This window comes from Actinoplanes sp. NPDC023936, assembly GCF_040639325.1.
Lineage (GTDB): Bacteria > Actinomycetota > Actinomycetes > Mycobacteriales > Micromonosporaceae > Actinoplanes.
The window spans coordinates 197,882-216,059 of sequence record NZ_JBEZZR010000003.1; the positions used below are offsets into that span (position 1 = coordinate 197,882).

Consider the following 18,178-nt stretch of genomic DNA (forward strand, 5'->3'; position numbering starts at 1 on the left):
GTGGAGCGATCAGGGCCGGCCCGGTGTCGCCGTTCGCGGATCGTGGAGCGATCAGGGCCGGCCCGGTGTCGCCGTTCGCGGATCGTGGAGCGATCAGGGCCGGCCCGGTGTCGCCGTTCGCGGATCGTGGAGCGATCGGGGTCGGCTGGCTCCCAGCGCGGACAACGGACGCTCGGGAGCAGTGACACCGCTGGTCAATCAAGGAAGTCGTCTACCGGCGGAGTGTTTCCATCAGTAGTCAGCACGGCCTACGGCTGGGCGACGCCAGCCGTAGGCCGGAGCGGTTACCCGGACTTGATCACATGCCTGAACTACGGCCGGGCCACGCCAGCCGTAGACCAGAACGGCTACCCGAGCTTGATCACATGCCTCAACTACGGCCCGGCCACGCCAGCCGTAGACCAGAACGGCTACCCGAGCTTGATCACATGCCTGAGCTACGGCTGGGACGGAGCGTTCCAAGATCGGCGGGGCCGGAGGTGCCGCGTGAGATGCCAGCCGCAGGACGCCAGCGCGGGGTCGGCGGGGCACGCGGGGGCGCGGGCACGCGGGGGCGAGGCGGCCCGGGTGAGCTGGTCGTCAGTGCTGCCGACGAGCGCCGAGGCGACACCGACGCCGCCGCCCTGACGTCGTGGCTGCCCCACGCCGGGAACGAGCCTGGATCGCAACGACCGCCGGCAACGCTGGGAACGCCTCGAACCAAAGCCGCCTGACGAATCAGACCCGGTAAACGTTAGTGGTCAGCCCGCCAGGCAACACTGACACAGCAAAAGGCGAAGGCGGCCGAGGCTGCCTTCGCCTTTCTCACCTGCGACACGAGCGTGCGCCACGAGCGTGCGCCACGAGCGTGCGCCACGAGCGTGCGACGCGCTCCGGCGGCGGGCGACCGCCGTCGCTGCCGCGCCCGCCGATCAGCCCAGCAGGTCAGCAGGTCAGCGGGTCAGCGGGTCAGCCCAGCCGGCCGCCCGCCGGTCAGCCGAGCTGGACGTACACGTCGTCGATCTGGCCGTGGTACATGTCGCCGCCGGTCTGCAGGTTCGGCCCGCCGACCCGCAGCGGCATCGTGTTGTCCACGGCGAGGGTGGCCGGAACCGTCACCCGGTTGCCCGCCGCCCCGTCCACCGACACGCTCAGCGCGGTCCCGGCCCGCTCGCACACCACCCGGTGCCAGCTGCCGTCCGCGACCGGCCGCGCCGACGTGGCCGTGAACTTCTGCCCGGTGCCCTGTGCCACCATCACGCACTGCGCACGGCCGGCCTTGCCGCTGATCTGCATCTTCCACTGGCTCGCGGTGCCGGCGACGCCCTTCTGCATCACGTTGGCGTTGCCGCTCAGCTGGGCCTGCGTGACCCGCACGCTGGCCGCCCACTTGAAGTTGCGGGCGCCCGGGTCGAGGTCGGCGTCGTCGGCCGCCTCGAGCAGCGCCTTCGGGCAGGTGGTGGCGCCGGCCGCACAGGTGCCCGGGAACGAGGCGATCCGTCCCGCGCCAAGCGTGGTGAACGCGATGAGCCCGTTGTTGGCGCTGCGCACGGTGAGCGGGCCACCGCGTCCGGACAGGTCGGCGACCCGCCCGCCGGTGGCGCCGCCGTCGAAGTTGTATCGGGCCACCAGGCCCGCCGGCGGCACCTCGCCCGGCGCGGCGACGGCGGCCGGGGCGGCCAGAGCCGCGACGGATGCCGGCACGGCCAGCAGGGCCAGAATCGAGTAGTTGAGGATCCTCATGCACAAAAGATCGCGCATTCCGACTCGAATGCGGCAAAACACCCCAGCAAAGTCGACCATATGGGGGTCAGAGCACGGCGGCCTCCACCGCGTTCAGGCACACGCCGAGCAGCCGCAGCAGCGACCACTCCGCGTCCAGCCACGCGGCGGCGGTGAGCGGGGCCTCCCCCGGCGCCGGCAGGGTCCGGCCCATCCGGGCGGCGCCGGCCACGATCGACCGGGCGTAAGCGGCCAGCCCCTCGGCGTCCATCACCCGGTCGGCGCCGGCGAGGGCGTCCCGGACGGCGGCGGCGTGCTGGTCGACCCGGGCCAGCAGGGCAGGCGAGGCGAACGCGGCGGCCAGGCCGTCGACACCGATCCGGGCCATCATCTCGTCGAGGTAGACGCCGGCCGGGCGGGCGGCGACGGCGGCGAGCGGGGCGGCGGCGATCGGGGTGATAGCGAGGTTCTCGTTCGTCATGCGGGAGACACTAGGGCCCCGTGACCAGCAAAAACAGGTGGGTAACCGAACCGCACCCGGTGCGCACCGACAGTGCTAGAGAGGCAGCGCGTCCATCGCCTTGTAGATCCGTTTGTCCGAGATCGGGTACGCGGTGCCGAGCGTCTGCGCGAAGTAGTTGATCCTCAGCTCCTCGATCATCCAGCGGATCTCCCGCAGCCCCTCCTCGGCCGGGCCGCCCGGATGCGCCTCGGCCCGCAGCTCGCGGTACTCCGACTCGATCTCGTGGATCTGCGTGGTCAGCTGCCGGTCCCGGCCGAGCCCGCCGCCGAGCCGGTCCAGCCGGTAGACGATGCCCCGCAGGTAGCGCGGCAGGTGATGCAGCTGCCGCCACCCGGTGTCCGTCACGAACCCCGGATGCACCAGGCCCTTCAGCTGCTGCCGGATGTCGGCGAGCGCGGGCAGCAGGGCCGGGTCGCGCAGCGTGCGCACCCGCTGCTCCACGTCGTAGGCGGTGGCCAGGACCGCCTGCACCTGGGTCACCACGTTGGCGACCGCGTCGACCAGGTCCTGGCGGACGTGGTCACGCAACGACGCGAACTCGACCGACGACCAGACCGGGCCGCCGTTGTCGGCGACCAGGCGGTCGACGGCGGCGCCCGCGCAGTCGTCGAGCAGGTCAGCGATCGACCGGTACGGATTGGCGCGGGACAGTTCCAGCTTGGCCTTGTTGTCGAGCCGGCCGCCCAGATATTTCGCGGCCGGCGGCAGCGTCAGCAGCAGCAGGCGGCGGGTGCCGGCGACCATCGCGACGCGCTGTTCCGGCTCGGTCTCGAAGACCTTCACGGCGACCGAGGTGCCCTCGTCGACGAGCGCCGGCCAGACGTTGACCTCGTACCCGCCCCGGACCTGCGCGACCTTGCGGGGCAGCGCGCCGAAGTCGTTCGTGGTGATGCCGCGGCGTTCCAGGTTGCCGGCCGCCCGGGAGATGGTGGCCTGGACCTTGGGGGCCAGCTGGCGGCGCAGCACGTCGAGCTCACGGCCCTCGGCGACCACCTCGCCGGCCTCGTTCACCACCCGGAAGTTCATCCGCAGGTGCTCGGGCACCTGGTCGGGGCGCCACGCGTCGGCGGGCACCACTGTCCCGCTGAGCCGGCGCAGCTCGGCGCCGATCGCGTCGGGCAGCGGGCCGCGCCGGGCCGGCACCCGGTCGAGGACCGCTTCCGCCCAGTCCGGCACCGGGACGAACGACGTGCGCAGCTGCTTGGGCAGCGCCCGGATCAGCGCGATCACGACGTCCTTGCGGAAGCCCGGCACCGACCAGCCGAAGTCCTCCGCGTCGATCTTGTTGATCAGGTCGAGCGGCACCTTCACCGTGACGCCGTCGGCGTGCGAGTCGGGATTGAACTCGTAGAAGAGCGGGAGTTTCACCCCGCCGGCCAGCCAGGCGTCCGGGAACGCGTTCGGGTCGACGGTGTCCCGGCCCGCGTTGACGACGTCCTCGCGGGTGAAGGTCAGCAGATCGGGGTTGTCCCGCCGGGCCTTCTTCCACCAGCCGTCGAAATGCCGCGACGAGACCACCTCGGCCGGAATGCGCGCGTCGTACAGCGCGTACACCGTCTCGTCGTCGACCGCGATGTCGCGCCGCCGGGCGCGATTCTCGATCTCGGTGATCTGTTTCAGCAGCCGGTTGTTCTCGGCGTAGAACTTGTGGTGGGTCTCCCAGTCACCCTCGACGAGGGCGTGCCTGATGAAAAGCTCCCGGGAGACGACCGGATCCACTTTTCCGTAACCGACGCGGCGGCGCGGCACGATCGGCAGCCCGTAAAGGGTCACCTTCTCGAACGCCATCACCGCGCCCATCTTCCGGTCCCAGTGCGGTTCCGAATAGGTGCGCTTGACCAGGTGCGGCGCGAGTTTCTCGGCCCATTCCGGCTCGATCCGCGCGTTCACCCGGCCCCAGAGCCGACTGGTCTCGACGAGTTCCGCGGACATCACCCAGCGCGGCTGCCGCTTGAACAGGGCCGATCCGGGGAAGATGGCGAACTTGGCGCCGCGGGCGCCCAGGTACTCCCGTTTCTCCGGGTCCTTGAACCCGATGTGGCTGAGAAGACCCGCGAGCAGGGCGGTGTGCACCGGCTGTGCCGCGACCCCGGCTTCCCAGTCCTCCTTCACCGACAATCCGAGGGTACGGGTGACCTGCTTCAGCTGCGAGTAGATGTCCTGCCATTCACGGACCCGCAGATAGTTCAGGAATTCGCTGCGGCAGAGCCGCCGGAACTGGTTGCCGGAAAGCTCCTGCTGCTTCTCGCGCAGATAACGCCACAGGTTCAGATAGCTGAAGAAGTCCGATTCCTTGTCGGTGAACCGGGCGTGTTTCTCGTCGGCCTGCTGCTGCTTGTCGGCCGGCCGCTCGCGCGGGTCCTGGATCGACAGGGCGGCGGCGATCACCATGACCTCGGCGACGCACTCCTGCCGGTCCGCCTCGATCACCATGCGGGCCAGCCGCGGGTCGACCGGCAGCTGGGCGAGCTGGCGGCCCATCGGGGTGAGCTTGCGGTCGGCGAGGGCGCCGAGCTCCTCGAGGAGTTTCACGCCGTCGGTGACGTTGCGCCGGTCCGGCGGGTCGATGAACGGGAACTTGGTGAGGTCGCCCAGACCCAGGTTGGTCATCTGCAGGATGACGCTGGCCAGGTTGGTCCGCAGGATCTCCGGCTCGGTGAACTCCGGGCGCTGCTCGAAGTCCTCCTCGGAGTAGAGCCGGATGCAGATGCCGTCCGAGGTCCGCCCGCAGCGCCCCTTCCGCTGGTTGGCGGAGGCCTGCGAGACCGGCTCGATCGGCAGCCGCTGCACCTTGAGCCGGTTCGAGTACCGGCTGATCCGGGCCGTCCCGGGGTCGATCACGTAGCGGATGCCGGGAACGGTCAGCGACGTCTCGGCGACGTTGGTGGCGAGCACCACCCGGCGCCCGGTGTGCCGCTCGAAGACCTTGTGCTGCTCGGCCGCGGAGAGCCGGCCGTAGAGCGGGACGATCTCGGTGTTGCGCAGGTCCCGCTTGGTCAGGGCGTCGGCGGTGTCCCGGATGTCCCGCTCACCGGAGAGGAAGACCAGGATGTCGCCGTCCGTGGGCAGCTCGTCGACGGCGGCCGCGATGCCGTCGATCTGGTCGATCGGCTCCTCGCGCACCTCATCCTCGTCGATCATCGCGGTCGTGACCAGCGGCCGGTACCGCACCTCGACCGGATAGGTGCGGCCGGACACCTCGATGACCGGGGCCGGCTTGCCCTCGGCGTCCGCGAAGTGCGCGGCGAACCGCTCGGTCTCGATCGTCGCCGACGTGATGATCAGCTTGAGGTCGGGACGCTTCGGCAGCAGCTCCCGCAGGTACCCGAGGATGAAGTCGATGTTGAGGCTGCGCTCGTGCGCCTCGTCGATGATGAGCGTGTCGTACCGGCGCAGCATCCGGTCGTTCTGGATCTCGGCGAGCAGGATGCCGTCGGTCATCACCTTGATCATGGTGTCGTCGCTCACCTGGTCGGTGAACCGCACCTTGTAACCGACGGTGGAGCCGAGCGGCCGGTCCAGTTCCTCGGCGATCCGCTCGGCCACGGTGCGCGCCGCGATCCGCCGCGGCTGGGTGTGACCGATCTGCCCGCGCAGGCCCCGGCCCAGCTCCAGGCAGATCTTGGGAATCTGCGTGGTCTTGCCGGAGCCGGTCTCGCCGGCCACCACCACGACCTGGTGGTCGCGGATCGCCGCGGCGATGTCGTCCTTGCGGCCGCTGACCGGCAGGGCCTGCGGGTACGTCACACGGGGCACCCGCGCGAGACGGGCCGCCAGGGCCAGCCGGGCCTGGTCCACCTCGGCGGCGATCTCGGCGAGCGCGCTGGAGCGGGCCGCGTCGTCACGGATCCGCCGGGTCCCCTCCAACCGGCGCCCAAGGCGGTGTTCGTCGCGGGGAAGCAGCTCGGAGATCCGGGAACGCAGCTCGGCTACGGCCGGAGTGGCAGGCGAAATCGACATGGCGTGGCAAGAATAGGCGGTCCTCCGGCGGAACGCCCGGTGATTATCGCCGCCCTCAGGAGCCGGGCGCCGCCTGTCCCGGGTTATCGGCGAGCCACTGCCGCACGGTGTCGCCGGCGACCGCCTGGAACAGCGACGCCGACAGGTCCGGGTCGAGCTCGACCGCGCTGCCGGCCGGGGTGTCCAGGCTCGCGCCGGTGTCCGGGACGGTCAGGTAATCGATGTCGTCCGGACGCAGGTCGCGGACCTTGAAGGCCAGGTCCCGCAGGTCGAGGCTGTCGTCGACGGTGAGCGCCTCGGCCGCGATGCCGAGCAGGCTGTCCAGCTTGAGCGGGTTGGTCATCGCGCCGCTGGACTGCACCTTGGCGACCAGCGCCTTCACCACGAGCTGCTGGTTGCGCATCCGGCCGAAGTCGCCGCCCTCGACGCTGTAGCGCTGGCGGACGAAGTCGAGAGCCACCTCGCCGCTCATGTCGTGGCAGCCCGGCTCCCAGACCCGGCCGGTGTGCAGCGACGTCACAGTGGCGTAGGTGCAGACGTTCACCCCGTTCACGGCGTCGACCATCTCGCGGATGCTGGCGAAGTCGGCGATCATGGCGCCGTCCAGCGTGATCCCGGTCAGCTTCGTCACGGTCTCCGCGGTGAGCGGCGCCCCGCCGAACGCGAACGCGGAGTTGATCTTGTTCTTGCCGCCCTTCCACGAACCGCCGGCCGGCACCTCCACGTAGCTGTCCCGCGGGATCGACATGAGCGTCGCGTGGTCCCGCTTCCTCGAGATGTGCAGCAGCATGATCGTGTCCGACCGCTCGCCGATCGGGCCCGCCTCGTCCGGCTCCTCGGCACGCGAGTCGGAGCCGAGCAGCAGCAGGTTGAGCGGCCCGGAGTCCCAGTTCTCCGCGGACCTGGCGGCGTCCTCGGCCGACCGCGACGGCAGCAGCGACTCGCGGGAGACCTTGTTGTCGTACCGCTCGTAGAGGTAGAAGCCGGTGCCGGTCAGGCCACCGGCGATCACGAGCAGCAGCACCCCCAGAACGATCAGCGCCTTCTGCCAGCCGGCCATCGTGCGGAAACCCGCGAATCGGCGGGGCTTCACCACCGGCTCGGCCACCGGCTCAAGATCGTTCTCTGCGTCCACCAGAACACCCAACCGAAGGGCTGGGCGAAGGTCATCAACCGTTCAGGTGGAACTCGCCAAGAACCGGTGGAAATCGCCGTTTCCCGGCGCGTCCTGGCTCGGTATCCCCACCGACGGACGAGGTCGGCCCTCATAAACAGATGAACAGGGAACGAGGCGCGCTGTGATCGTAGTCGCGGAGGATCACGAGGACATCCGGTACGTGCTGAAGCGCTCCCTGGAGCGAGCCGGGCACCGGGTGGTCGCCGCAGCGGACGGCGCCGCCGCCCTCGAAGCGGTCCGTGAGCACCGGCCGGACCTGGTCGTCACCGACGTGGACATGCCCCGGATGACCGGCCTCGACCTGTGCCGGGCGATCCGGGCCGACGACGACCTGCGGCACATCCCGGTGGTGGTGGCCAGCGGGTCGCTGCTGCCCGGTGACGAGTCCGCCCAGGCCGCGGGCGCCTCGGCGACGCTGCTCAAGCCGTTCGTGCCGGCCCAGCTGCTCGCCCTGATCGCAAGCCTGCTCGACCCCGCCCCGCGGGCCTGAGAGCCCCGCGGGCCTGAGAGCCCCCCGGGCCGGAGAGCCAGCCGGCCGGAGAGTCCGCGCGCCGGAGAGCCGCTCAGTCCTGGTGCTGCCGCTCCTGGCGGGGCGCGCGCAGCGGCCGGTCCTCGGCCGGATGCGGCGTCAGCCCCAGGCCGGGCAGCTGCGCGGCCTCGATGATCGCGGCGCGCTCGGCGAGAGCCCGTTCCAGGGCCGCGCGAACCGCAGCGTCGTCATCGTCGTCGCCGGAGTCACTGTCACCGGGGACACTGCTACCGGAGACACCGGTGTCGTCGGGGATATCGATCATGTCCGCCTCCTCGGCGTTCGGCAGGGTGAAGTAGAAGCGACTCCCCCCGCCCGGGTTGTCGGTGACACCGATCTCGCCGCCGTGCCGTTCCACGATGCGGCGGCAGATCGCCAGACCGAGGCCGGTGCCGGCGTATCCGGCCGCCTCCTCGGTCCGGTGGAACGTCTCGAAGACCTCGGCCCGGTCCTCCTCCGGGATGCCGATTCCGGCGTCGGCGACCTCCACCCGTACCCAATGGTCGGGGTCCAGCGACCCGGTGACCTCGACCCGCGGCACCACACCGGGACGGACGTACTTGATCGCGTTCCCGACCAGGTTGTCCAGCACGTGCCGCACCATCCCGCCGTCGGCCTGGACGCACGGCAGCGGCCCGACCGACCAGCGCACCTCCCGGTCGCCGGCCCGCTCCTCGATCACCTCGCGGGCCAGCGCCTCGATGTCCACCACTGCCGGCCGCAGCGGCGCGTTCCGGGCCGTCGTGTACGCGAGCAGCGTCTCGATCATGGTGTCCATCCGGTCGGCGGTCCGCACCACGCGTTCCAGGCGGGACCGGGCCGGGCTGTCGTCGGGCAGCTCGTCGAGCGCCAGCTCGGCATGCCCGCGGGCCACCGCCAGCGGCGCCTTCAGGTCGTGTGCCACCACACCGGCGAAGACCTGCAGATCCGTCTCGTAGCGGCGCAGGTCGGTGACGTCCCGGAACACCGCTACCGCGCCGCGCAGCCCGGCGCTCGGGTCGAGCGGCCGGCCGTCCACGCTGATCAGCACCCCTTCGGGCCGCTGGGCGTTGCGGATGACGATCTCCACGCCGTCGGCGGACTCGCCGTTCAGGGCGCGGATCAGCGGCATCTCCTCCAGCGGCAGCGGGGTGATCCCGTCCGGCCGGAAGACGCCGTAGTGCTGCTGCCACTGCTGGGGATGGTCGCTCGGCTCGGGGGTGCCCATCAGCCGCTTGCCGGCCGGGTTCTCCAGCAGCACCCGGCCGGTTTCGTCGACCACGCTGACCCCGTCGCTGATGCTGCTGACCACCGCGCCGAGCAGCCCGGCCTGGCGGCGGCTCTCCGCCTCCGCCGCGCGCAGCTCCCCGGTGGCGACAGCGACCTGGTGCCGGGCCCGGGCCCGGCCGGTGGCCAGCACGTACACCAGCCAGGACAGCAACGAGCTGAGCGCCAGCCCGCCGCCGCCGACGAGCACCGGCAGCTGGCCGCCGGCGCCCGGCAGCCGCCCGTAGTCGGCCTGGGTGACCAGCGTCCACGTCCGGTCGCCGACGCGGAACCCGGAGCCGCGCCGCAGGTCCGGATCCCCCGGCACCGACCAGTCGGCGATGGTGACCCGCGAGCCGTCGCTGCCGGTGGCGATCAGGTTCCCGGAGATCTGGCCCTGGCTGATCGTGTCCAGCACACCGGAGAGGAAGCTGCGCCCGCGCAGGCCGAGCACCATCCAGCCGCGGAACTCCGGCGTGTTCGCGCGGGTCCAGATCGGGGCGACGAAGGCGAACGACTGCTGCTGGGCGTCGACCGGCTTGTGCCGGTCCCGCAGCAGGACGTACGCGTCGGAGACCGTCGTGGCGTGGATCCGGCGCGACTCCTCGAGCGCGTTCATCAGCTCGGGAGCATTGCTGAGGTCGACGCCACCGGCCGTCGCCGTGGCGTCCGCGAGGGGGCGTACGAAGATGGAGAAGAAGTGCTCGGGGCCGGCGCCGTCCGGACGCAGGGTGAGCCCGTCGGCGCCCCGCGCCCGCCAGAGACGCTGCGCGGCGGCGATGTCGGTGGTGCGGACCGGGGCGACGTACGCCATCGCCGCCGCCCCGATCAGCTCGGCGTCCTCCAGCGGTGCGCTGGCGACGTCGAAGTCCTCCCAGGTGAGCTCGTTCTGGGTGGCGGCGCCCGCGGCGAGCGCCTCGAGCAGCTGGCGGTACCGCCCGATCTCGGTCCGCACCGCCGCGAGGGCCATCGCGTGCCGCTGATCCATCACGCGCTCGGCCTTGTCCCGTTGCGCGGCGTGCAGCCCGGCCGCCACCAGCACGGTGACCAGCAGTCCCGTGAGCAGCATCCCGGTGGCGAGGAGCGGACCGGCCACCCGGTGTTCTGAACCCGTACGTCGCCCCACCATAAAAAGCGTAGGACGCGAACCGGGTTCCGGTGCCTACTTCCAGGTGTCGTACCGGTAGAGGTCGTAGCTCTTCATGATCCCGGTGACCTTGGCGACGTACTTCGGGTCGGTGGCGTACCCGGCCTTCCACACCTGCTCGATGAACTTGTCGGCGTTGCGGGTGTGGGCGAACGCCGGGGCGTACCGCTTGTTGACCTTCAGGAAGTGCCCGTGGTCGCGGAACGAGCGGGCCATCGTGCGGTAGGTCCGGAACGCGTCGGCGGTCTCGAAACACTTGCCGGCCTTGGTGCACTCGGTCGTCTTGTAGACGTGGCAGCCGGTGGCGTGCGGGCCGTACGCGCCGTTCTGGCACTTGATGCCGAAGAAATTCTTGTCGACCGACGACAGGCCGCTGCGACCCCAGCCGGACTCCAGGATCGCCTGCGCGATGGTCACCGACGGCGGCACCCCGTAGTCACGCCAGCCCTGCTGCGCGCCGGGCGCCGCGGCCGCGATGAACTGCGCGGGCGTCAGTGCGGGCGCGGGCGTCGCGGCCGGCGCGTCCGGGCACGCCGGCAAGGTCCCGGACAGCATGTACGCGTGCGAGATGTACCGCCCGTCGGTGAGCTTGTCCCACTGCGACGTCGTCCGGACCGTCCCGGCGACCTGGGTGCCCTGCGCCGCGCAGACCAGCTGCACGACGGTGTTGTTCGCCAGCGAACCGGCCGTGGCGTACGAGGTGAACGGGCCGCTGCGGGTGTTCACCGGGCCGTCGCCGCTGCGGACCGTTCCGGTGACGGTTTTCGCGGCCTTCCCGGCGGGCTTCCTCGCCGGCGCCGGGCACGCCGGGATCTTCGAGCTGGTGCGCACGTAGCTGTGCGAGATGTAGGCGCCGCTGGTCAGCCTGTCCCACACCTTCGTGGTGCGGACCTTCCCGCGTACGGTCGTCCCGTTCACCGCGCAGGCGATCGAGATCTTCGCGCCGTCCTTGACCGTTCCGATGATCTTCGCGGTGGTGCTCGGCGCCGACCGCGTCTTCAGCGTGCTGCTGACGTCGACGGTCGCCGGGAGCCCGGCCGCGTTCGCCGTGCCGGGTGCCATGCCGAGCCCGGTCCCGGCGGCAAGCACCAGCGCGGCGCCGGTGAGCAGTCGTCGGGTCGTGTGCCTCATGGAAACGTCTCCTTCGTAGCGGGCGGCGTCCGTACGAAGGTCCCGGCCGGGTGTTGCGTCCCCGGATCCCGTCCGGGTGCGGCTGCGTTGCCGTGGTGTGCCGTGTGTCCGATGTGGCCGGCGTGACAGGTGTGCTTGAGAATCCGCGGGACGGGGAAAGCCGTGTCGGCATCACCCGCCGCACTTGGAGGTCGCGTTGACGACCGTCTGGAGGTCCCGTTGACGACCGTCGCGCCGCAGCCGGCACGGATCGCCGTGGCCACGCCCGCCCGGAGCCTCCGGCACACGGTCACGCCGCTGCTCGTCAGCGTGCTCGCCGCCGCCGGTGTCGCGGCGATCTACTACACGTTCGTCCGCACCCCGCTCGGCCAGGCCGTCGACACCGCCGTGATGTCCGGCGGCGACGTGGACCATCCGCAGGTGACCGACGTGCTCAACAAGGCCCTGCAGTACACCCACCTCACGCTGCTCGCGCTGGTCTGCGTCCTGGCCGCCGCGTTCGGTGTGCTCCGGCGCCGCCTCGACCTGTCGCTCGGCGCCGCGTTCGTGGTCGGCGCCGCGAACCTCACCACCCAGTACCTCAAGTCGCACCTGACCCGGCCGGACCTCGACGGCCTCGCGATGCCGAACTCGTTCCCCAGCGGGCACGTCACCGCCGCCGCCTCGGTCGCGTTCGTGCTGGTGCTGGTCTTCCCCCGGGCGCTGCGCGGCACCATCGGCCTGGTCGGCGCCGGCTACGTCACGCTCGTCGCGATCGCCACCGTCTGGGCCGAATGGCACCGCCCCAGCGACGCCGTCGCCGCCCTGCTGGTCGTGATCGCCTGCGGCGGCGTGGCCGTCTGGGCCGTCCGGATGCGGCGGGCCGGCGCGCCGCGTCCGATGCAACTGCCGAACAGGCTGGTCATGGCGGGTCTCGCGGTGACCGGAGCGGTGACCGCCGCAGCCGGCCTCCTCGGCCTGCTCGCGGTGGCCCTGGCCGAACGCGGCTCCCCCGACTTCGTGTCCGAGCGGTTCGCGTTTCTCACCGGCAGCGCGGGCATCGTGGCCTGCGTCGCCGGTACGTTCATTCTCTGGGTGCGGCTCACGGCGGACGAACCGCCGGCCGGCCGGCCCAACCTGGGAGGCACCAAATGACACTGCCGTCGAACGACCCGACCACACCCATGCCGGCCGCGGGCACTCCCGGCCCGGGCGCTCCCGCCGGCGGCTCGGTTCCGCCCGGCCCGGGCGCTCCCGCCGGCGGCCCGGTCCCGCCCGGCCCGGCCGGCGTGCCCACGCTGCCCGCGCAGAGTCCCGCGGCGGCGGGCCCGGCCGGCCCCACCGTCGTGGTCGGCACCTACCCGGAGTACGCGCAGGCCCAGCAGGCCGTCGACCACCTGTCGGACAACAAGTTCCCGGTCCAGCGGGTCTCCATCGTCGGCACCGACCTGCGCCTCGTCGAAACCGTGCTGGGGCGGCTCACCACCGCCCGGGCAGCCGCCGCCGGCGCGGCCAGCGGCGCCTGGTTCGGCCTCTTCATCGGCCTGCTCTTCGGGATCTTCAGCGACAGCGGCTGGCTCGGCGTCATCCTCACCACGCTGATCATCGGCGCGATCTGGGGCGCCATCTTCGGCGCGATCGCCCACGCGGCGACCGGCGGGCGCCGGGACTTCTCGTCCCGGAGTTCGCTGCAGGCGGCGCAGTACGCGGTGATCGCCGACGCCGAGGTGGCGGATGAGGCGCGCCACCTGCTGGTGCAGCTGAACTGGCGGGCGAGCGGCGCGCAGTGAGAACCGGGTTCGCCGGGCCCGGCGGTTCCACCGAGGGTCCGGCCCCGAGATTCGGAGTTATACACACCCGGCCGTCATCCACAGCCCCGAAAGCAAAGATCGCCCTCCCCCGCCACACTGGCTGAGGGGGCTCCCCCTAGGGAGGGCGGGCTTTGTGGTGGCTTGGTCTTTGTGCGGGTTCCGGCTTCGCGGGCGCCCCGGCTTCGCGGGCGCCCCGGCTTCCCGGGGGCTCCGGCTTCCCGGGGGCGGTCTTCACGAGGGCCGGCCTTGCGAGGGCCGACCCTGTGAACGCATTTTGCGAGCGGCCCCGGGGAGCGCGCTCGACGATCGGCCTCGTGGCACAGCGCGACCGGGTGGCAGCCAGTAGCCCCGTCAGCGGCCCCGCGAACGACGCCTTGTCGGCAGCCCTGGGTGGGCGGCCCCATCATTGATGATCAACCTTCCCGCCCAAGCGACCCCGAGTGGCCCGCAGCACGTGATACCGCAGAGAGTGTGGGATTCGGGTCAGTGCGCCACACCCCGGTCGCCGGTCAGACGCCGTGATCGTCACCGGGGGTACCGGCATCCGGGGTAAAGCCGGCGCTTACCGGAAACTGGCGGACGCCCCGGGCCCCGCAGAATGCCGCAAAGCCACAACGCTCCGCCGTGCTGGTGACCCATCGTGACAACCGCTGGTGCCATCGTGACAACCGCTGGTGCCATCGTGACAACCGCTGGTGCCATCGTGACAACCGCTGGTGCCATCGTGACAACCGCTGGTAAACAGCGTGACAACCGGCTGCGCCTGGCGGACTACCAGAACGCGGGCGCGTCGATTCGTGCATCCAGCGGACCAGTCGGCACCCAGCCCTCCCGGACAATTACCACGAAACACGATCATCCAAGATGCGCCAGTGCGAGCAGCGCCCGCACAGACCGATCCCGCGTGCCAGCCGCCGCCCCCGAGAAGCCGTCAACGCACACAAACAACCCGAATGCGACAGCCCACAAATAGCCCAGGTTCACTGAACCACCACAAGCAGAACAATCCGCCCGCCAGGCCCATACCCGAGATTCAACTCAAGCTGAGTGCCACACACCGCGACACCGGCGAGCCTAGATCTCCCCATCCAGATGACGCCGCAGCTTCGTCAGCGCCTTGGTCAGCAACCGCGACACGTGCATCTGCGAGATCCCCACCTGATCGGCGATCTGCGACTGGGTCAGATTCCCGTAGAACCGCAGCGTCAGGATCCGCTGCTCCCGCTCGTCGAGCATCGCCAGGGCAGGCCCGAGCGCCACCCGGGTCTCGGCGACCTCGTACTCGTGGTCCTCACACCCGAGCGTGTCCCCCAGCTCGGTGTTCCCGTCGGCGGAGATCGGCGTGGACAGACTCGTGGCGTTGTAGGCCCGAGCCCCTTCCAGCCCTTCGAGCACGTCCTCCTCGCTGATCCCCAGATGGCCCGCGATGTCCGGCACGGTCGGTGACCGGCCCAGCGCGTGGGTCAGCGTGCTGTTCGCCTCGGTTATCGCCAGCCGCAGTTCCTGCAACCGGCGCGGCACCCGCACCGACCAGGTCCGGTCCCGGAAATGCCGTTTGATCTCACCGATGATGGTCGGAATCGCGTAGCCCGCGAAGTCGACCCCACGCTCCGGGTCGAACTTGTCCACCGCCTTGATCAGACCGACGGTCGCGGTCTGGATCAGGTCGTCGGTGGGCTCGCCACGACCGGAGTACCGGTGGGCGAGGTGGCGGGCGAGCGGAAGCCAGGCCTCGATGGCCCGGCTCCGGAGCGCGGCCCGGGTCGGATCGCCGGCCGGCACGGCCGCGAGCGCGGCGAGCTGGTCGGCCGCGCTGGTCGGCGCGGTTCCCAGAATTGTCATGTCAGGTCCTCCATCACAGCGGGCAGAGAGCCGTGCCCGCGAGCGGCGACCGTTCTGAAGTGCAACGCTATCCGAGAAGCCTACTCGCGCCTAGCCGAAAGGATGAGTGACGTTGCGTGAATGCGGGAATAGCGGAGCGAATTCATCCTGGAGAGCCCGTCCGGCCTCCGGAGAATCCGCGTGGTAGACACGCAACGGCAAGGACCTCAGCGGGAGAAGGAAGACGGATGACCATCCTCGGCATCGACATCGGCGGCTCCGGTGTGAAGGGCGCCCCGGTCGACACGGTGCGCGGGGAGCTGCTCGCTGAGCGGTTCCGCGTGCCCACCCCCCAGCCGGCGACCGTGGAGAGCGTCGTGGAAGCGGTGGCCGAGGTCGCCGAGAAGTTCGGCGGCTTCGAGCGGGTCGGCATCACCTTCCCCGGCGTCGTGGTCGACGGGGTGACCCGCAGCGCGGCGAACGTGGATAAGTCGTGGATCGACGCGCCGGCCGCGAAGCTCTTCAGCGACCGGCTGGGCAAGCCGGCCACGGTGCTCAACGACGCGGACGCGGCGGGCGCGGCCGAGGTGGCGTTCGGCGCGGGGCGCGACCAGTCCGGCCTGATCATGATGGTCACGCTCGGCACCGGCATCGGCAGCGCCCTCTTCCTCGACGGCGTGCTGATCCCGAACACCGAGCTGGGCCACCTGGAGATCGACGGCAAGGACGCGGAGCTGCTCGCCTCGGACCGGATCCGGGAGCAGAAGGAATTGTCCTGGGAGCACTGGGCGCCGCGCGTGGAGAAGTACCTGCGGCACGTCGAGATGCTGCTCTCGCCCCGGCTGTTCGTGATCGGCGGCGGCGTGAGCAAGAAGTCGGAGAAGTTCTTCCCGCTGATCGACATCCGGACCCCGATGGTCGCGGCCACCCTGCTGAACAACGCCGGCATCATCGGCGCGGCGGTCAGCGCCGAGCAGGCTGCCGCCGGCCCCGGCCGGCAGGACCCCGGAGCGATCCAGGTGGACGCGGCGGCGCAGGCCGCCAAGAGCTGATAGACGGAGAGGGTACGGGGTTATGGCGCGCACCATCGCGACGAACAACCGGGTCGGCCGGGACGAGCTGCTCGCATTCCTGCGGCACCGGCACCACGCGATCCTGATGACCACCCGCAAGGACGGCCGCCCGCAGTCCTCGCCGAACACGTGCGGCGTGGACACCGAGGGCCGGATCGTCATCTCCAGCTACCCGGAGCGGGCCAAGGTGGCGAACATCCGCCGCGACCCGCGGGTCAGCGTCTGCGTCCTGTCGGACGAGTGGAACGGCGCGTGGGTGCAGGTGGACGGCGTGGCCGAGGTGATCGACCTGCCGGACGCGGTCGAGCCGCTGGTGGAGTACTTCCGGGTCATCTCCGGCGAGCACCCGGACTGGGACGAGTACCGCCAGGCCATGCGGGACCAGGGCAAGTGCCTGATCCGCGTGACGATCGAGTCGTGGGGCCCGATCGCGACCGGCGGCTTCCCGCCGCGCCTGGCCGAGGATTAGAGCCGAGGATCAGAGCCGGGATCAGAGCCGGAGATCAGACGCGAACGAAGCAAGGCCGGCACCCCAGGAGGACAGGAGGGCGCCGGCCTTGCTCGTTCTCAAGAAAGTCTTCAGACGCTGAGCGGCGCCCGGTCCGGCTCGGCGTCGAGCAGGTAGAGCAAGGAGTCGCGGTGCATCGCGGCGATCGGCTCCAGCAGGTCGGGGTGGCGCAGCAGCGCGGCGGCCTCGCGGTCGCGGGCGTCGGGCTGCAGCAGCCGGCGGAACTCGTTCGGCAGGCCGCCGCCCCGGCGGGCGTGCGGGCGGGGCCGCGGGTCGGGGATGGCCGGCAGCGCGGCGATCACCGAGTCGACGCCGCGGCGGGCCAGCATCGGGTCGGCGAGCAGGCACGCGGCCCAGCTGACGACGACCTCGTCGACCCAGGTGCGCCAGCCCTCGCCGTCGGCGTACTCGTCCTCGGGCTCGCTGCCGGCCTTCCAGTCGAGCAGGGCGGAGCCGCCGGGGCCGGCGATCGCGACGAGCGCGGCGTCGATCTCGGTCGGGTAGCGCAGCCACGCGGCGACCGTGACGGCCTGCCGGGCCTGGAGCTCGGCGAGGGTGCAGGCAACCGTGTTGGACTCACCGCCGGGGTAGGCGCGGGCCAGCCAGTGGGTGCTGGCGGCGATCACCGGGGACAGTGCGGTCGACGGTCCGGCCACGTGTTGCTCTCCTCCCTCAGGCGCCTGCCGGATCCGGCTGGCGTCAGGGGTATAGCTCGGGTGCCCGGGCCCGCTCTTGAGTAAGGTTCCTCGATGGCAACGCACGGCAACCGACGCGCTCCCCTGGTCGTGGAGGTGGCGTCCGGCCGGGCCGAGCTGCGGCCCGATCCGGCCCGCCCGCAGGGCTGGACGCTGCTGGTGAACGGCGTCCCGCAGTCGTATGTCGATCTTGCCGACCCGGAGCGCCTGGAGTTTCCCTACGTGCGTCAGATCGGCCGCGTGCTGCGGTCGTGGAGCGCTTCCCGCGTACCCGGGAAGATCTTGCATCTGGGTGGGGGCGCGCTGACCGTGCCGCGCCTGGCGGCCCGGTGGTGGCCGGGTGTCGCGCAGAAGGTGGTGGAGCTCGATCCGCTGCTGGTCGATCTGGTCCGGCGGGAACTTCCGCCACCGCCGGGCGTGGAGATCGAGGTGGGCGACGCGCGCGCGACGCTGGAGACCGAGGATCCGCAGGGGTACGACGTGATGGTCGCCGACGTGTTCGACGGCGCCGCCACGCCGATCTCCGTGGCGACGCTCGGATTCGCGTCAGCGGCGGCCCGCGCGCTGCGGCCCGGCGGACTTCTGATCATGAACGTGACGGATGTCCCACCGCTGGCGTGGACGCGGATCCAGGTGGCGACCGTCCGTGCGGCGTTCGACGAGGCCGGACTGCTCGGATCGGCCGCTGTGCTGCGCGGACGGCGGGCCGGCAACGTGGTGCTGCTGGCGGGCGCTGTCCCCCGGGTGCCTACCGAGCGTGACGAGCGCCTGTTGCGGGCAGGTGAACTTGTCGTGTTTTCCGGCGGCGCGCGGCCGCGTCTGGATGCGCCCCGGTAGGGGTGCTCCGGTAGGTTGAGACGCATCGGCGATCGGCCGGT

14 protein-coding genes are annotated in these 18,178 nt (G+C 71.2%); 6 read left to right on the forward strand and 8 right to left on the reverse strand.

Features of this window, described 5'->3' with window-relative positions; genetic code table 11:
* Window positions 1-972 precede the first annotated feature (972 nt).
* The 4 genes from AB0F72_RS05450 to AB0F72_RS05465 all read right to left on the reverse strand — a co-directional run bounded on the left by AB0F72_RS05450 (window position 973) and on the right by AB0F72_RS05465 (window position 7,319).
* Complete coding sequence (locus AB0F72_RS05450) at window positions 973-1,722, reverse strand: LamG-like jellyroll fold domain-containing protein (RefSeq protein ID WP_360425540.1); 750 nt, start codon at window positions 1,720-1,722, stop codon at window positions 973-975.
* 67 nt (window positions 1,723-1,789) lie between these two features.
* The gene (locus AB0F72_RS05455; RefSeq protein ID WP_360425543.1) at window positions 1,790-2,182 is read right to left on the reverse strand and encodes a DUF6401 family natural product biosynthesis protein; all 393 of its coding nucleotides are present in this window, start codon (window positions 2,180-2,182) and stop codon (window positions 1,790-1,792) included.
* 75 nt (window positions 2,183-2,257) lie between these two features.
* Complete coding sequence (gene hrpA, locus AB0F72_RS05460) at window positions 2,258-6,184, reverse strand: ATP-dependent RNA helicase HrpA (protein WP_360425546.1); 3,927 nt, start codon at window positions 6,182-6,184, stop codon at window positions 2,258-2,260.
* Window positions 6,185-6,239: 55 nt separating this feature from the next.
* Window positions 6,240-7,319 (reverse strand): LCP family protein, encoded by a 1,080-nt coding sequence (locus AB0F72_RS05465; RefSeq protein ID WP_360425549.1) that lies wholly within the window; start codon window positions 7,317-7,319, stop codon window positions 6,240-6,242.
* A gap of 163 nt (window positions 7,320-7,482) precedes the next feature.
* On the opposite strand from AB0F72_RS05465, the gene AB0F72_RS05470 reads away from it, so the two are divergent.
* The gene (locus AB0F72_RS05470) at window positions 7,483-7,851 is read left to right on the forward strand and encodes a response regulator (RefSeq protein ID WP_360425552.1); all 369 of its coding nucleotides are present in this window, start codon (window positions 7,483-7,485) and stop codon (window positions 7,849-7,851) included.
* Between the two features lie 73 nt (window positions 7,852-7,924).
* Here AB0F72_RS05470 and AB0F72_RS05475 read toward each other — a convergent pair whose 3' ends face one another.
* Both AB0F72_RS05475 and gsmA read right to left on the reverse strand, forming a co-directional pair.
* Window positions 7,925-10,231, reverse strand: a complete 2,307-nt coding sequence (locus AB0F72_RS05475) for an ATP-binding protein (protein ID WP_360425555.1) — start codon at window positions 10,229-10,231, stop codon at window positions 7,925-7,927.
* A 66-nt stretch (window positions 10,232-10,297) separates the two neighbouring features.
* Window positions 10,298-11,413 carry a sporangiospore maturation cell wall hydrolase GsmA gene (gene gsmA / locus AB0F72_RS05480; RefSeq protein WP_360425558.1) on the reverse strand — a complete coding sequence of 372 codons (1,116 nt, stop codon included), beginning with the start codon at window positions 11,411-11,413 and terminating at the stop codon, window positions 10,298-10,300.
* A gap of 219 nt (window positions 11,414-11,632) precedes the next feature.
* On the opposite strand from gsmA, the gene AB0F72_RS05485 reads away from it, so the two are divergent.
* Together AB0F72_RS05485 and AB0F72_RS05490 are read left to right on the forward strand one after the other, a co-directional pair.
* A complete protein-coding gene (locus tag AB0F72_RS05485; RefSeq protein ID WP_360425561.1) occupies window positions 11,633-12,547 on the forward strand; it encodes a phosphatase PAP2 family protein in 915 nt (304 codons plus the stop codon).
* A gap of 29 nt (window positions 12,548-12,576) precedes the next feature.
* Window positions 12,577-13,182, forward strand: coding sequence for a general stress protein (locus AB0F72_RS05490; protein WP_360426053.1), 606 nt, complete (start codon window positions 12,577-12,579; stop codon window positions 13,180-13,182).
* A gap of 1,095 nt (window positions 13,183-14,277) precedes the next feature.
* Here AB0F72_RS05490 and AB0F72_RS05495 read toward each other — a convergent pair.
* On the reverse strand, window positions 14,278-15,045 hold the full coding sequence (locus AB0F72_RS05495) for an RNA polymerase sigma factor SigF (RefSeq protein ID WP_360425564.1): 768 nt from the start codon (window positions 15,043-15,045) through the stop codon (window positions 14,278-14,280).
* Window positions 15,046-15,272: 227 nt separating this feature from the next.
* Between AB0F72_RS05495 and ppgK the strand changes: the two genes are divergently transcribed.
* Both ppgK and AB0F72_RS05505 read left to right on the forward strand, forming a co-directional pair.
* The gene (ppgK, locus tag AB0F72_RS05500) at window positions 15,273-16,076 is read left to right on the forward strand and encodes a polyphosphate--glucose phosphotransferase (RefSeq protein WP_360425566.1); all 804 of its coding nucleotides are present in this window, start codon (window positions 15,273-15,275) and stop codon (window positions 16,074-16,076) included.
* 22 nt (window positions 16,077-16,098) lie between these two features.
* Window positions 16,099-16,566, forward strand: coding sequence for a PPOX class F420-dependent oxidoreductase (locus AB0F72_RS05505; RefSeq protein ID WP_360425569.1), 468 nt, complete (start codon window positions 16,099-16,101; stop codon window positions 16,564-16,566).
* A gap of 110 nt (window positions 16,567-16,676) precedes the next feature.
* Here AB0F72_RS05505 and AB0F72_RS05510 read toward each other — a convergent pair whose 3' ends face one another.
* On the reverse strand, window positions 16,677-17,261 hold the full coding sequence (locus tag AB0F72_RS05510) for a hypothetical protein (protein ID WP_360425571.1): 585 nt from the start codon (window positions 17,259-17,261) through the stop codon (window positions 16,677-16,679).
* A gap of 93 nt (window positions 17,262-17,354) precedes the next feature.
* Between AB0F72_RS05510 and AB0F72_RS05515 the strand changes: the two genes are divergently transcribed.
* Window positions 17,355-18,137: a fused MFS/spermidine synthase gene (locus AB0F72_RS05515; protein WP_360425574.1), complete on the forward strand. Its 783-nt coding sequence runs from the start codon at window positions 17,355-17,357 to the stop codon at window positions 18,135-18,137.
* Window positions 18,138-18,178: the final 41 nt, after the last annotated feature.